General features: G+C 45.0%; 12 protein-coding genes and 2 pseudogenes. All 14 read left to right on the top strand.

Annotated features, from left to right (window positions below):
- Positions 1 to 25 precede the first annotated feature (25 nt).
- The 14 genes and pseudogenes from OIT45_RS01940 (at position 26) to OIT45_RS01875 (ending at position 14442) form a co-directional block, all read left to right on the top strand.
- Positions 26 to 1493: pseudogene (locus OIT45_RS01940) on the top strand (amino acid permease).
- Between the two features lie 162 nt (positions 1494 to 1655).
- Positions 1656 to 3077 (top strand): pyruvate kinase, encoded by a 1422-nt coding sequence (gene pyk / locus OIT45_RS01935; RefSeq protein WP_199404105.1) that lies wholly within the window; start codon positions 1656 to 1658, stop codon positions 3075 to 3077.
- 156 nt (positions 3078 to 3233) lie between these two features.
- On the top strand, positions 3234 to 4187 hold the full coding sequence (gene prmA / locus OIT45_RS01930; protein ID WP_003608209.1) for a 50S ribosomal protein L11 methyltransferase: 954 nt from the start codon (positions 3234 to 3236) through the stop codon (positions 4185 to 4187).
- A complete protein-coding gene (locus OIT45_RS01925) occupies positions 4187 to 4933 on the top strand; it encodes an RsmE family RNA methyltransferase (protein ID WP_199404106.1) in 747 nt (248 codons plus the stop codon). The genes prmA and OIT45_RS01925 overlap by 1 nt, the downstream gene beginning before the upstream one ends.
- 48 nt (positions 4934 to 4981) lie before the next feature.
- The gene (locus OIT45_RS01920) at positions 4982 to 5362 is read left to right on the top strand and encodes a hypothetical protein (RefSeq protein WP_135797433.1); all 381 of its coding nucleotides are present in this window, start codon (positions 4982 to 4984) and stop codon (positions 5360 to 5362) included.
- Positions 5363 to 5870: 508 nt separating this feature from the next.
- Positions 5871 to 6305: a division/cell wall cluster transcriptional repressor MraZ gene (gene mraZ, locus OIT45_RS01915; protein WP_003608212.1), complete on the top strand. Its 435-nt coding sequence runs from the start codon at positions 5871 to 5873 to the stop codon at positions 6303 to 6305.
- A 44-nt stretch (positions 6306 to 6349) separates the two neighbouring features.
- Positions 6350 to 7294, top strand: coding sequence for a 16S rRNA (cytosine(1402)-N(4))-methyltransferase RsmH (gene rsmH / locus OIT45_RS01910; protein WP_135797436.1), 945 nt, complete (start codon positions 6350 to 6352; stop codon positions 7292 to 7294).
- A 44-nt stretch (positions 7295 to 7338) separates the two neighbouring features.
- Positions 7339 to 7710: a cell division protein FtsL gene (gene ftsL / locus OIT45_RS01905; RefSeq protein WP_135797437.1), complete on the top strand. Its 372-nt coding sequence runs from the start codon at positions 7339 to 7341 to the stop codon at positions 7708 to 7710.
- 19 nt (positions 7711 to 7729) lie between these two features.
- Positions 7730 to 9904, top strand: a complete 2175-nt coding sequence (locus OIT45_RS01900) for a penicillin-binding protein (RefSeq protein ID WP_242458261.1) — start codon at positions 7730 to 7732, stop codon at positions 9902 to 9904.
- A 29-nt stretch (positions 9905 to 9933) separates the two neighbouring features.
- The gene (locus tag OIT45_RS01895; RefSeq protein ID WP_264339796.1) at positions 9934 to 10746 is read left to right on the top strand and encodes a phospho-N-acetylmuramoyl-pentapeptide-transferase; all 813 of its coding nucleotides are present in this window, start codon (positions 9934 to 9936) and stop codon (positions 10744 to 10746) included.
- A 36-nt stretch (positions 10747 to 10782) separates the two neighbouring features.
- Entirely contained in the window at positions 10783 to 10926 is a 144-nt protein-coding gene (locus OIT45_RS01890) for a hypothetical protein (protein ID WP_264339794.1), read from the top strand.
- 104 nt (positions 10927 to 11030) lie between these two features.
- A pseudogene (murD, locus tag OIT45_RS01885) lies at positions 11031 to 12374 on the top strand (UDP-N-acetylmuramoyl-L-alanine--D-glutamate ligase).
- 11 nt (positions 12375 to 12385) lie between these two features.
- Positions 12386 to 13483, top strand: a complete 1098-nt coding sequence (gene murG, locus OIT45_RS01880; protein ID WP_199404110.1) for an undecaprenyldiphospho-muramoylpentapeptide beta-N-acetylglucosaminyltransferase — start codon at positions 12386 to 12388, stop codon at positions 13481 to 13483.
- Between the two features lie 26 nt (positions 13484 to 13509).
- The gene (locus tag OIT45_RS01875; protein WP_264339793.1) at positions 13510 to 14442 is read left to right on the top strand and encodes a cell division protein FtsQ/DivIB; all 933 of its coding nucleotides are present in this window, start codon (positions 13510 to 13512) and stop codon (positions 14440 to 14442) included.
- Positions 14443 to 14572 lie beyond the last annotated feature (130 nt).

Raw genomic sequence — 14572 nt, 5'->3', positions numbered from 1 at the left:
TAGGCCTCTCTATATAGGAGGAATTATGTCAGATAATCAACAGAATCAAGGGACGCTGAAGCGCACGATGAAGACGCGTCACCTGTCAATGATTGCCCTTGGTGGGACAATCGGTACTGGTTTGTTCGTTGCCTCAGGTGCAACGGTTGCACAAGCTGGACCATTCGGATCCCTTACTGCTTATGCGGTTATTGGTTTGATGGTTTACTTCTTGATGACCAGTTTGGGTGAAATGGCGACTTACATGCCAGTTTCAGGCTCATTCTCAACGTTCGCCGATCGTTTCGTTGATCCTGCTTTCGGTTTTGCCATGGGTTGGAATTATTGGTTTAATTGGGCAATTACGGTTGCGGTTGAAGCGGCAACGGTCGGTGTGGTCATGGGCTACTGGTTGCCAAATGTCCCAAGTTGGATTTGGTCAGCGCTAGTGTTGCTCTTGATTACGGTCATCAACCTAATGTCAGCTAAGTCATACGCTGAAACTGAGTTCTGGATGGCAACAATTAAGGTTGTTGCGGTAGTCGCATTCTTGGTCATCGGAGTTGCAACAATCTTCGGTATCATGGCTTATCACCCAGATGTACCACGTAACTTGTCAGCTGGCGGTAACCACGGATTCGTCGGTGGTGTTGGTGGTATGCTAGCCGTCTTCATGGTGGCTGGTTTCTCATTCCAAGGAACTGAGATGGTTGGTATTACGGCTGGTGAGTCAGAAACACCAGAAACGTCAGTGCCAACGGCTATCAAGCAAGTCTTCTGGCGTATCCTTTTGTTCTATATCCTTGCCATCTTCATTATTGGGGCATTGATTTACTACAAGGATCCAAACTTGCTCCGTTCAAGTGAAACAAACATTGCGGTCTCACCATTTACGTTGGTCTTTAAGCAAGCTGGATTGGCAGCTGCTGCTTCAATTATGAACGCCGTTATCTTGACATCAGTTATTTCTTCAGCCAACTCAGGTGTTTACGCTTCAACGCGTATGCTGTACGCCATGGCCGTTGAAGGAAAGGCGCCAAAGCTATTCGCACGCGTTAACATCAACACAGGTATTCCAGTACCGGCCTTGTTGGCAACGGTAGCCGTTGGATTGTTGACGTTCGTCACGTCTGTTTTTGGAACTGGTATCTACTATTACTTGGTGGCTGCTTCAGGTTTGACTGGTTTCATCGCTTGGATTGGTATCGCAATTTCACACTATCGTTTCCGTCGTGCCTTTGTGGCACAAGGCCGTGATGAAGAAGCTCCGCTACCATGCTAAGTGGTTCCCAGTTGGTCCAATTTTGGCATTGGTTTTGTCAATCGTTGTTGTTGTTGGACAAGACTTGGCATCATTCCAAGGACCAATTTCACACTGGAACTGGTCAGGAATTATCACAACGTACATGTCACTACCATTGTTTATTGGTTTGTACCTTGGATACAAGATTAAGCACAAGACAAAGTTGCGTAAGTTGACGGAAGTTGATTTGGATACGGACGCACGACAATAATAATGTTAAAAAACACACAAGCTGTAAGCTTGTGTGTTTTTTGTTTGAATATTGGAACAGATAAGAAACAAAAATTGTGTACAAAAAAAGTGAAAAATAGTACAATTAACATCAGTTAGATAGATACACTATCAACACAAAACGAAGGAGATTTTTCAGATCATGAAGAAGACCAAGATTGTTTCAACGCTTGGACCAGCTAGTTCTGACGTCGAGACTATTACTAAGTTGATCGAGTCAGGTGCAAACGTTGTACGTTTCAACTTCTCACACGGAGACCACGAAGAGCACTTGGGTCGTATGAACGCTGTGCGCGAAGCCGAGAAGATTTCAGGTAAGACTGTAGGATTCTTGTTGGACACTAAGGGTGCCGAAATCCGTACGACTGTTCAAGAGCCAGGTAAGATTGAGTTCAACATCGGTGATGTTGTTCGCATCTCAATGGATGCTTCTCTTGAAGGTACTAAGGAAAAGGTTGCCGTAACTTACCCTGGTTTGTTCGACGACGTTAAGGTTGGCGGACACGTTTTGTTCGACGACGGTAAGATCGACATGTTGATCACTGAAAAGGACGAAGCTAACCGCGAATTGGTTACTGAAGTTCAAAACCACGGTTTGTTGGGATCACGTAAGGGTGTTAACGCACCTGGTGTTTCAATCAACTTGCCAGGTATCACTGAAAAGGATGCCGATGACATCCGCTTCGGTTTGGAACAAGGTATCCAATACATCGCCGCTTCATTCGTACGTAAGCCTTCAGACGTTGAAGACATCCGTGCTTTGTTGGTAGAAGCTGGTAAGGAAGATGTTATGATCTTCCCTAAGATCGAATCACAAGAAGGTATCGACAACTTCGCCGAAATCTTGAAGGTTTCTGATGGTTTGATGATTGCTCGTGGAGACATGGGTGTTGAAATTCCAGCAGAAAACGTTCCTTTGGTACAAAAGGACTTGATCCGCATGATGAACGCTGCCGGTAAGCCAGTTATTACTGCTACTGACATGTTGGACTCAATGCAAGAGAACCCACGCCCAACGCGTGCCGAAGCTTCCGACGTTGCCAACGCCGTATTTGACGGAACTGACGCAACTATGTTGTCAGGTGAGTCAGCTAACGGTGCTTACCCAGTTGCTGCTGTTGCTACTATGGCACGCATCGACGAGAAGGCAGAAACTGCTTTGGCAGCAAACGGCCGTCACGTAAACAACTTCGACGCATCAGACGTTACTGAATCAGTTGCTGCTGCTGTTGCTACGGCTGCAGAAAACTTGAACGTTAAGGCTATCGTTGCTGCAACGACTTCAGGTTACACGGCAAAGATGATCTCAAAGTACCGTCCTAACGCTGACATCTTGGCATTGACGTTCGACGAGCGTGTACAACGTTCATTGACGATTTACTGGGGTGTTCAACCAATGATCTCAGAAGCAGTGGACAACACTGATGCTTTGATCGAATTGGCTAAGAAGGAAGTTGTTGCTGCAGGTTTGGCAGAAAAGGGTGATACTATCATCGTTACTGCAGGTATTCCTGTAACGACTTCAGGTACGACTAACTTGATGACGATTGTTACGGTCGACTAATTATTAGTTGTGTTAATTAAGAACGAGAGATACATTGTATCTCTCGTTTTTTTGTTGTCGCGATAAGCAAAGAAGCGGGTTAAAGCAGACAACATTTTTAGGCAACTTTATGTTATTCTGTTGTTAAGACTATAACGAAGTGATGAGGAAGTGCTGATGAGTTGGCAAGAAATAATTGTTGAGACACAAACTGAGGCTGTTGAAGCTGTCAGCAATATTTTGATGGAAGCCGGGGCAGAAGGTATCCAAATCGATGATGCGGCAGATGTGAACAGCTATGAACCTGCTGATGCCACTGTATGGGTCGATTGGGATGTTGTTGAGCACCGCGAATCAGGTGCGACGGTCGCTGGCTATTTTGCAGAAGATGTTAATTTGCCTGAGGTGATTAACGATGTGCAAATGCGTGTGAACCAATTGGCATCATTTGGACTTGATGCAACACCAGGTAAGGTAACAACGAGTGCAGTTAAGGATGAAGACTGGGCTACTGAATGGCAAAAGTACTACCACCCAGTTCGTGTGACACGTCATTTGACAGTCGTGCCTAAGTGGGAAGAATACCAACCAGCCCAAGAAGGCGAAAAAGTGATTGTTTTGGACCCTGGGATGGCCTTTGGAACTGGTACCCACCCAACGACACGTTTGATGATGCAAGCACTTGAAATCGTCGTACGTGGCGGTGAACGTTTGCTGGACGTTGGAACTGGTTCAGGTGTGCTTGGTATTGCGGCAAAGTTGTTGGGGGCTGATAAGGTGCTAGGTACGGATATTGATGAAGTGGCTGTGCGATCAGCTCAAGGTAATTTGGATTTGAATCCTGTTGCCTCAGATATCCAAGTGATGGCAAGTGACTTGCTAAGCGATGTACCGGCCCAAGAATTTGATATTGTTGTGGCTAACATGTTGGCTGAAGTGCTTGTACCATTGATTCCACAAGTTGATAGCGTTTTGCGTCCAGGTGGTAAGTTCTTGTTATCAGGTATTTACGAAGACAAGGCGCAAACGATTATTGCGAAGTTGGAAGAGAATGGCTATGCGCTCGACGAGACGATGAAGCTTGGTGAATGGTATGGTTTGATTGCTCACCGTAAAAGCGAGGACGAATAATGCAACGTTATTTTTTGACTGAAGCGCCAGCCGGTCAAGAATTTATTTTGCCAGAAGATGTGCAACATCATTTAATGACCGTCCTTCGTGGCAAGGAAGGGACACAGGCAGAATTTGTGTATCCTGATCAACAAACCATGGTGGTGGCTGAAGTGATTCAGGTTGCTGATGAAATGACAACGATGCGTGTCGTTGAAGAGGTGGCAACTGATGTTGAATTGCCGGTGGAGACGACAATCATTCTTGGCTTAGCTAAGGGTGATAAACCTGAATTGGTTGTTCAAAAAGCGACCGAATTAGGCGTTCACCACGTCATTATCGTGGAGACGGATTGGTCAGTGGTCCATTGGGGGATGAAAGCTGATAAGAAGCTTGCGCGATTGCAAAAGATTGCCCAAGGTGCTGCTGAACAATCACACCGACTACGTGTGCCAGATGTGACGTATGTTGAAAAACTACGTGATTTGGATCTGCCGGATGATATGGTTAAGATCGTTGCCTGGGAAGAGAGTGCCAAGCAGGGCGAAACAGCGCAACTGGTGGCCCAGTTTAGTCACTTGAACGTGGGCGACAAAATTGCCTTTTTGGTTGGACCTGAAGGTGGGTTAAAGGAAAGTGAGTTAGACTTGCTAACGAATACGTTTGGCTTTGTGCCTGCAGGGCTTGGGCCGCGCATTTTGCGTGCCGAGACCGCACCGCTCTATGCGCTAAGTGCATTGGGCTATGCACTTGAGTTAGCACGTTAGAATTTTTAAGGTTAACATCGTTGCAGGGATGTTAAAAGGGGAATTGATATGAAGCGTTTGAAAGAAGCGTTGGATTGGCGGTTCTGGATTTGGATGCCAATCTTGGGGTTGTTAGTACCGTTTGCAATTAACGAATCACCGTTAACGGCGAATGTTAAAATTATTTTTTCATTGTTTGTGGCAAACATGATTTTCAGTGCTATTGCAGGAGCTTTCTTGCGTAAGCGCGGTGCTTTCTGGTACTTGATGTTTGTGTGGCCAGTGGTGTTCTTGGTGTCAGTTTGGCTACATCTGAACTCAGCGATGTATGGCTACTATTTGGCAGCCCTTTATTTCGTTATTGAGTTGTTCGCCTTTACACGTGGACAGGAAGAAGAAATCGACATCGAGGATCAAATTCCAGTTGATGGCGGTTTCCGCGAAATTTAAATAGATTTTAAAAGCGCGACCTTGGTTTTAAGGTCGCGCTTTTTGTGTGGTTTGGGTGCTAAGTGGGGATTACACCCTATGATGTCATGGGGTGTAATGAACGAAACAATGCTCTGATGGCGTCAGTGGGGATGCCACCCACTTTTTGTTCAAATCCCCACCACTTTCCACCACCTAATCTTCCCACCCACCGTTCCCCACCTCCCACCATCTCCATAACTAAGTTGTTAACCGTTGGTATATCAAGGATTTGACCTTATAACCTTAAAAAATTCTTCATTTTCTAAAGTTATTCGAAAACTTGTAAAGTGACTGTTAAAAAGGAGCGTCAGGGCCGGTGTAATAGGCTTTTGAACCCTAAAATACACCATATATCCCAGTGGTAGAACGTGGGGGCAGGTGGTGGAAGGTGGGAGATTGTGGTAAATTAAATGTATTGAAATGTCGACTATTCTCAATACGCCACAGCATCTGAAATTGCTGAATAATTTGAAAGGGGGTATCGCCGATGTTCATGGGAACTTACCAACACACGTTGGATACTAAGAACCGGTTGATTATCCCCGCAAAATTCCGCAATCAGTTGGGTGAATCCTTTGTGATTACACGTTGGATGGATCACTCATTGCGTGCCTACACGATGCAAGGCTGGGAAGATTTTTCAACTAAGATTAACGCATTGCCAGAAACAAATGCCAAGGCGCGCCAATTTAAGCGTTTCGTCTTCGGTGGGGCAACAGAAGTTGAATTCGACAAGCAAGGTCGTGTGAATCTATCACCAACCTTGCGCGAATACGCAAATATCGATAAGGATGTCACGGTCTTCGGTTTGGGTGATGATACGTTCGAACTTTGGAGTGCCGAGAAGTGGCAAGCTTACGAAGAAGAAACTGCAGAGAATTTTGATGATATTGCTGATGGATTGGAAGACCTGGGCTTCTAACAGCAAATTGATACGAACTAGAAAGGTCGAACAGGCAATTACATATGACGGAGTTCAATCACGTAACCGTATTGCTTAACGAAGCAATTGATAATTTAAATGTTAAGCCAGACGGAACATATGTTGATGCGACGTTGGGTGGCGGTGGTCATTCACAGTTGTTGGCAAGTCGTTTGACTACCGGAAAGCTTTGGTCATTTGATCAAGACATTACGGCAATTAACTACAACAAAGAACATTTGGCCACTGAGTTGTCTGAAGGTAAAGTTGCCTTCATTCAAAATAACTTCCGTAACTTGCGTGACGCACTTGCTGAAGTTGGGGTCACTGAAATTGATGGTATCGTCTACGATTTGGGTGTGTCATCACCACAATTCGACGACGGACAACGTGGTTTTTCATATAACTATGATGCACCACTTGATATGCGCATGAATCAATCACAAGAATTGACAGCGCGTACGGTAGTTAACGAGTGGGATTTCCACGACTTGCTACGCATCTTGTCACGTTACGGTGAAGAAAAATTCGCTAAGCAAATTGCACGTGCAATTGAGCGCCAACGTGAAGTTAAACCAATTGAAACCACATTTGAATTGGTTGAGGTCATCAAGTCAGCAATTCCTGCAGCGGCTCGTCGAACAGGAGGTCATCCGGCCAAGCGTTCATTCCAAGCCATTCGAATTGCCGTGAATGATGAATTGGGAGTGGTCGAAGAATCACTCGCACAAGCTTTGGATATGTTGAAGGTTGGTGGTCGTATTTCGGTCATTACTTTCCATTCGCTTGAAGATCGCCTCGTTAAGACGATGTTTAAGGAAAAGACGGCAGTTCCTGAATTGCCAGCTGGCTTGCCAATCATTCCGGATGAGATGCAACCTGATTATAAACTCGTGACGCGTAAGCCAATCTTACCTTCAGAAGAAGAAATGGCTAACAATCACCGCGCTCATTCAGCAAAGTTGCGCGTCATCGAACGACTACGATAGCATATGCCGCCCATGATGGACGGTGAAGAAAGGATCTGAACATCATGGATGCAATGCCAAACTACACGCACACAACGTCGCCTCGCAAAGTTGATCAACCACAACAACGCCCACACGTTCGTGTCGTTAAGCGTAAGTTGGAAAAGCCAGGCTTTAACGCCATTGACATCGCCTTTTGCGTGGCAACTGCATTTGTTGTTGTCTTTATGGCGATGGTTGTCGTACACACGTCAAACCGTGCAGCAACAGCAAACTCACAACTGGCAACAACGTCAGCTTCCCTTGAAAAGGTACGTAATCAAAACAATGATTTGAAGCAAGAAGTGAGTGATTTGACGAGCCCAAGTCGTTTGAACGATATTGCGGCTAAGAACGGATTGACGCTTCAAAACCAAAACATAAGGAACGTGAAGTAGCATGGTGAAGAAACAGCGGATGCCAAAACGTAACCAATCGGATAAAAACAGTCGTATTACAGGCTTTGTGCTAGTAAGTACCATGTTGCTGATTTTGGTTGTGTTGGGGGTCCGTTTTTCTTATGTTGCCATCACAAAAGACGTGAAGGGGCATAAGTTAAACGAAGCCGCTCAACAAGTTTACCGAAGTCAGAATTCAGTTCAGCCTAAGCGTGGTGAGATATTTGACTCAGTTGGGAATGTGCTAGCTGAAAACGCAACGACCTATACTTTAGCTGCAGTCATTGATGACACGCAAAAAACAAGCAAAGGAAAGCCAGCCTATGTTGCCCCAAGTCAAGATGAAAAGGTAGCTAAGCAGCTAGCAGGCATCTTGGGTGGTGATCCAAAAACTTATGTGACGACCTTGGAAAAGGGACGCAAAAATAAGTTGAAGCAGGTTCAATTTGGCTCACGTGGACTAAAGTTAGATTCTCAAACGTATAAGAAAATCAATAAATTGAAGATACCGGGTATCACCTTTACAAACAGTGCGTCACGTTTCTATCCAAACGGGGTCTTTGCGTCAAATGTCATCGGTTATACGAGTGAAAAAACGGATGACAAGACTGGTGCACAAAGCATTGTTGGCTTGATGGGAATCGAACAAAAGTACAATAAACAACTCTCTGGTAAGAAAGGTGTTAAGACAACTTCGGCTGATGATACAGATTCGAGTGTCTCAAAGAAAGACCAATCCGTAAAAAACGGGTATGATATTTATACAACCATAAATACAAAGTTGCAGACGACGCTCGAAGAGAAGATGCAATATTTGTATGATGATATGAAGCCTAAGTCAGCGTTGGCGATTGTACTGGATACGAAGACGGGTAATATTGTTGCGACCACGCAACGTCCTTCATTCAACGCGACTACCGGTGAAGGTATCGGCGATTACTGGACAAATGAGATTTCAGGTTCTGTTTATGAACCGGGATCTGTTATGAAGGGAATCACCTTGGCAGCAGCAATCGACACTAACAATTGGGATGGTGATGCGTATTATCAATCTGGAACCCTGAAGATTGGTGATAAGAGCGTTACTGACTGGAATAACGGTCAAGGTTGGGGCACGATTACGTATGCACGTGGAATTGCGGAATCTTCAAACGTCGCGATGGCGTTGACCGAGCAAAAGATGGGTGCTGAAACATGGCACAAGTACATTAATAAGTTCCGCTTCCTACAGTCTACGGATTCTGATTTACCAAGCGAAGAAACTGGTTTGATGCAGTTTAAGTATCCAATCGAACAAGCGAACACCTCTTACGGACAAGCTATTTCGGTAACACCTTTGCAAATGGTACAGGCCTATACAGCGATTGCTGGTAATGGTGAAGAAATCAAGCCGAACCTTGTTGAAAAGGTTGTTGATCCCAATACCAAAAAGGTGATTTACCAGGCTAAGCGCAAGGTTGTTGCAAAGCCAATTAAGAAATCAACAGCTGAGGCAACGCGTAAGCAATTGGAAGATGTTATTTACTCTGAGTATGGTTTGGGTCAAGCTTATGCAATCCCAGATGTTCGAACGACGGGTAAGTCTGGAACGGCGCAAATTGCGACGTCGACCGGTTATTCATCACCTGGGGATAATACGCACGAAATCCATTCATGGATGGGAATGGCACCATCAGATGATCCACGCTATTTGATGTACATTGTGACCAAGGAACCACAGCAGAACACACAAAACATTGCGACGGATATGTCTAATATGTTCGTGACGGTGATGCAACAAGCACTGACAATGTCTGATTCTGATAACAAGGTTGTTGTCAGTGAAGACCAGCAAGTGACGGTCCCAACGGTTGTTGGTGGATCAACCAATGAAGCAGAAAAAGAAGTTGAAGCAACTAATTTGACGCCAATTGTGATGGGTGACGGTGCGACTGTCAAAAAGCAGACGCCGGCTGGTGGTCAAAAGTCATTGACGAATCAGCGTGTGTTCTTGAACACTGGTAAAAATATTGCAGTGCCAAATATGCATGGCTGGTCAAAGTCTGATGTGTTAGCTTGGGCAAAGCTAGCTGATATCAAGCCGATTATTAAGGGTGATGGTTTTGTGGCGACACAATCAATTACACCAGGTACTCAGTTAGCAGATGGCTATCATGAAATAACGGTTGAATTTAAAAACGCGAAAGCGGAATAAATAAGGGTTTATAAGAGAGGAGAAGTCAAATGTCGACTTTGTTACTCGGACTATTGATGGGGTTGATCGCAACAATCATCGTAGTACCGCGTTTGAGGAATTGGTTTAAGAAAATTAAGGTGCAACAATTAGTGATGCGTACTGGTGAAAATGGACCAGATCACGCAGCTAAGGCTGGAACACCTACGATGGGTGGGGCTGGATTTATTCCGGTTGTGATTATCGGTTTCATTATCTTAGCGTTTGCGACAGGTGCGAATGCATCAACAGGTTGGGCAACATTAATCGCCATTATTGTGTTTGCCTTGGTTGGTGCCTTTGATGATAGTATCAAGGTCTTTAATCACCGCGATGAAGGACTTCGCTTCTTGCCAAAGCTATTCTCACAAATCGCTGCTGCGTTACTAGCGGTTGCAGTGCTATTCTTAGGCCACTTTGACTTCACGTTGGATTTGCCATTTAACTTGGGTAGCATCAACAGCATTATTGTTTATACGTTGTTCACGATTTTTTGGCTTGTTGGTTGGTCAAATGCCACCAACTTGACAGATGGGTTGGACGGCTTAGCATCTGGTACGGCGATTATTGCATACGTTGCATACTTGATTATCGCGTTCGTCCAAGGTGACATGACAATGGTGTTGTTGGATGCGTTGATGATTGGGGCATTGCTTGGCTTCTTGGTCTTTAACCACTATCCAGCATCAATCTTCATGGGTGATACTGGTTCATTGGCATTGGGCGCCGGTTTGGCGATGAACTCACTTGTCTTGCACCACGAATGGTCATTGTTGTTGATTGGTTTCGTCTTCATGGTCGAAACGTTGACCGTTATGATTTAAGTCACAAGTTATCACTTCTTTAAGAAGCGTATTTTCTTGATGACACCAATTCACCACAGTTTCGAAAAGGGTGGCTTGACTGGTAATACAGATAAGCCATGGAACGAGTGGCAAGTTGATACATTCTTCTGGGCAGTTGGACTGATTGCGGCGGTTTTGTATCTTGTGATTTTTAAGTAAATCATCATTCACTAAAACACATATAAAGTCGTTATAAGACTTTTTGCATTATGCAAACGCGCGGGGAACGCCCCGTATACATAACTTTTAAAGGGGATCTGATCATGAGTAAGCATGTTTTGGTAATTGGCTTTGCACGTTCTGGGGCAGCCGTTGCGTCTTTGTTGTTGAACGAAGGTGCGCAAGTGACAGTTTCAGACCCAAAATTGGATTTGACGGATGAACGCGTGGTTGCTTTGCAAGCACAAGGCGTTGTGTTTACAACGGAACAAACTGTCGAGTTGCTAGCTGACGTCGACCTAATTGTTAAGAATCCTGGAATTCCATACCGTATTCCAGTTTTGGCAGCTGCACAGGAGGCTGGTATTCCAATTTTCGTTGAAGTTGCAATGGCTCAACGATACATCAAGGGAACTTGGATCGCATTAACGGGTTCAAATGGTAAGACAACCACGACTGAGATGATTGCAGCTGTGCTACGTACGCAAGCAGATGATGAGCATGCAGTTGTTGTTGCCGGAAATATTGGGACGCCAGTGAGTGAGGTTGCCCCAACGTTGCGTGCGACCGATACACTTGTCACAGAGCTCTCATCATTCCAATTGATGGGGATGCCAACGGCTAAGCCAAATATTGCGATTATCACAAACATTTTTGCATCTCACTTGGATTACCACGGCACACGCGAAAACTATGTTGCCGCTAAGATGGGTATCACAAAGAATTAAACAGCCGACGATTTCTTGGTTATCAATGTTGACCGCGAAGAATGGGTTGAATTGTCAAAGCAAACTGCAGCGACGGTTGTCCCAGTTTCACGTCAAAACGTGAGTCAAGAAGGTGCTTACGAACTAGATGGTACGTTGTACTTCCGTGGTGAAGCTATCATGCAAGCTAACCAACTCGGCGTACCAGGCGATCACAACGTCGAAAACGCGTTGGTTGCGATTGCTGTTGGTAAGTTGATGAATGTGCCAAGCAATCAAATTGCGATGACATTGCGTCAATTTGGTGGTGTTGAGCACCGTTTGCAATATGTTGGCACGTTTGAAGGACGTCAAGTTTATAACGATTTAAAGGCGACTGATATTGAGGCAACGGAAATGGCGCTATCAGGATTTAAGGCGCCAGTTGTTTTGCTAGCCGGTGGTCTAGATCGTGGTGACGACCAAATGCGATTGCTTGAAGAAATGAAGCCACACGTAAAGGCTTTGGTAGTCTTTGGTCAAACGGCAGATAAGGTTGCAGCAGTCGGTGAAGCGCTCGGTATTGAAGTGGTTCATGCAGAGGATGCACCTCATGCAGTTGAACCGGCTTTCGAATTGAGTGAGCCAGGTGACATTATTTTGCTTTCACCAGCTGCAGCATCATGGGATCAATTCCCTAATTTTGAAACACGTGGTGATTTGTTCGTGGCAGCCGTTAAGGCTCACAGCGAAGGAAAGTAGAGGAGATAGATATGCGTATTGTTGTTTCAGGTGGTGGAACTGGGGGACACATTTACCCAGCGCTAGCAACGGTTAAGCAATTGAAGCAATTGGAACCAGATACCGAAGTGTTGTATATCGGTGGTGAACGCGGTTTAGAAAAGTCAATCGTGCCAGAAGCAGGATTCGATTTTAAGGCTTTGGCCGTGCAAGGGTTCAGTCGCTCATTGTCACTTGATAATGTGAAGACGGTCTATCTTTTCTTGACGGCTACTCGCAAGGCTAAGAAGATGCTGGAAGAATTTAAGCCGGATGTTGTGGTTGGAACTGGTGGTTATGTTTCTGGTCCAGTGCTATACGCAGCGCAACAACTTAAGATTCCAACGGTTATTCACGAGCAAAACTCTGTTGTGGGTGTCACAAACAAGTTTTTGGCGCGTCATGTGACGAAGGTCGGCGTTGCCTTTCCGGCGGCACTATCAGCCTTTAAGGGTGGTTTAGCAACAGTTGTTGGTAATCCGCGTGCCCAAGAAGTCGTTGATGGCGAAGGTTCATTTGATTGGGACACGTTGCATTTGTCTGCAGACAAGCCAACGGTATTGATCTTTGGTGGTTCACAAGGGGCGCTGAAGTTGAACAAGGCCATGGTTGCGGGGATGTCAAAGTTTGCTAACCGGCCATACCAAGTTATCTTCGTTACTGGTGGCAAGCGCTATGACGACGTACAAGCAGATCTACGTGCAGGTGGCGTCGTACCAGCTGAAAATGTTGCTGTTGTACCGTACATCGGTAACATGCCACAATTGATGCCAGTTGTGGATTTGGTCGTTGGGCGTGCCGGTGCCACGAGTTTGGCTGAACAAACGGCATTGGGAAAGCCAATGGTTTTGATCCCAAGCCCATATGTGACGAATGATCACCAAACAAAGAACGCCCGTAGCTTAGTTGAAGCTGGTGCAGCAGAAATGATTACGGAAGAATCATTGTCAGGCACAACGTTGTTTGGCACAATCGATCACTTGATGACGCACGACGATCAACGTGCAGCGATGGCTAAGGCAGCTAAGGAATTAGGTGTACCTGACGCAGCGGATCAATTCATCAAGTTGATTAAGACAGTTATTAAATAATGACCTAACGATTGGAAAGGGGGCATATGATGGCCGATGAAAATGAATCAAAGCCTAAAGGGGCAAAGTCTAGTGATATTCAAGCGCATTTAGATGCATTGTTGTCGGAAGATGACTGGTCATCATTGCCTACGCGCCAATCGCAAGAGAAAAAGGCTCGTCGTGAGTTAAAACTACCCCGTCGCTTACGTGAAACGTTTGCTGAAGAACCTGAGGATTTAGTGGCGGAAAGCTTTGAACCAGCTGTAGAATCCGAACCAATTCTCTTTCCTTACGAGCGAGGCGCCATTCTATCAGCGACGGCACTAACGGTGTTGGCGGGTGTCTTAATTTACTTGATGTCCCCACTAAGTCAAGTGAATCACTATAAGGTGGTGGGTTCAGAGAGTCTTAGTAAAAAAGCGGTATTAGATGCGGCCCAGTTGAAAACCGGACAACCACTTTTGACGACACTTCATCAAGCTGATTACTTCAGTAAAATGGCTGCCCAACGCAATCCACAAATTTCAGGACTCAAGTTCGAGTTGGTTTCTGATAACACCATTGAAATTAAGGTCAACGAAATTGTGAAAGTTGGGTATGTGAAGGCAGATACACATTACTATCCAATTTTGGAAAACGGTAAGATGTTAACGAGCGCCGAGGCGGATCAACCGGTTGGTGGCTTGCCACTTTACGACAATTTCACCTCAGTTGCTGATTTAAAATTAGTTTTAGCTGAGTTTGGTAAGCTACCTTTGGCCTTGCGACGGTCAGTTTCTGAAATTGTTTGGTCACCGACTAAGCAAAACAATCAACGCCTTGAGCTGTACATGAATGATGGCAATGAAGTTTTGATTAGTGCGAATGACCTCGCAAGCAAACTAAAATATTATCCAGCCATGGCAGCATCGCTGGATAATAAAACCGGAATTGCTGACTTACAAGTCGGTGCATATTTCACACCATACGGACAATAATAAAACTAAGATTTTTTTTGCAAACAAAAACGGGATAATCCCGCAAGAGGTCTGGAAGAACCCTTATAAAGTATGGTATTATCTTAAAGAATTGTTTATTTATTTAAACATCAACTGATTGGCAGTTAAG

It is taken from the genome of Weissella sp. LMG 11983 (assembly GCF_025908495.1).
Lineage (GTDB): Bacteria > Bacillota > Bacilli > Lactobacillales > Lactobacillaceae > Weissella > Weissella fermenti.
Note: the sequence above shows the minus strand (reverse complement) of the source record. Positions and strands in the feature narration are given on the sequence as shown.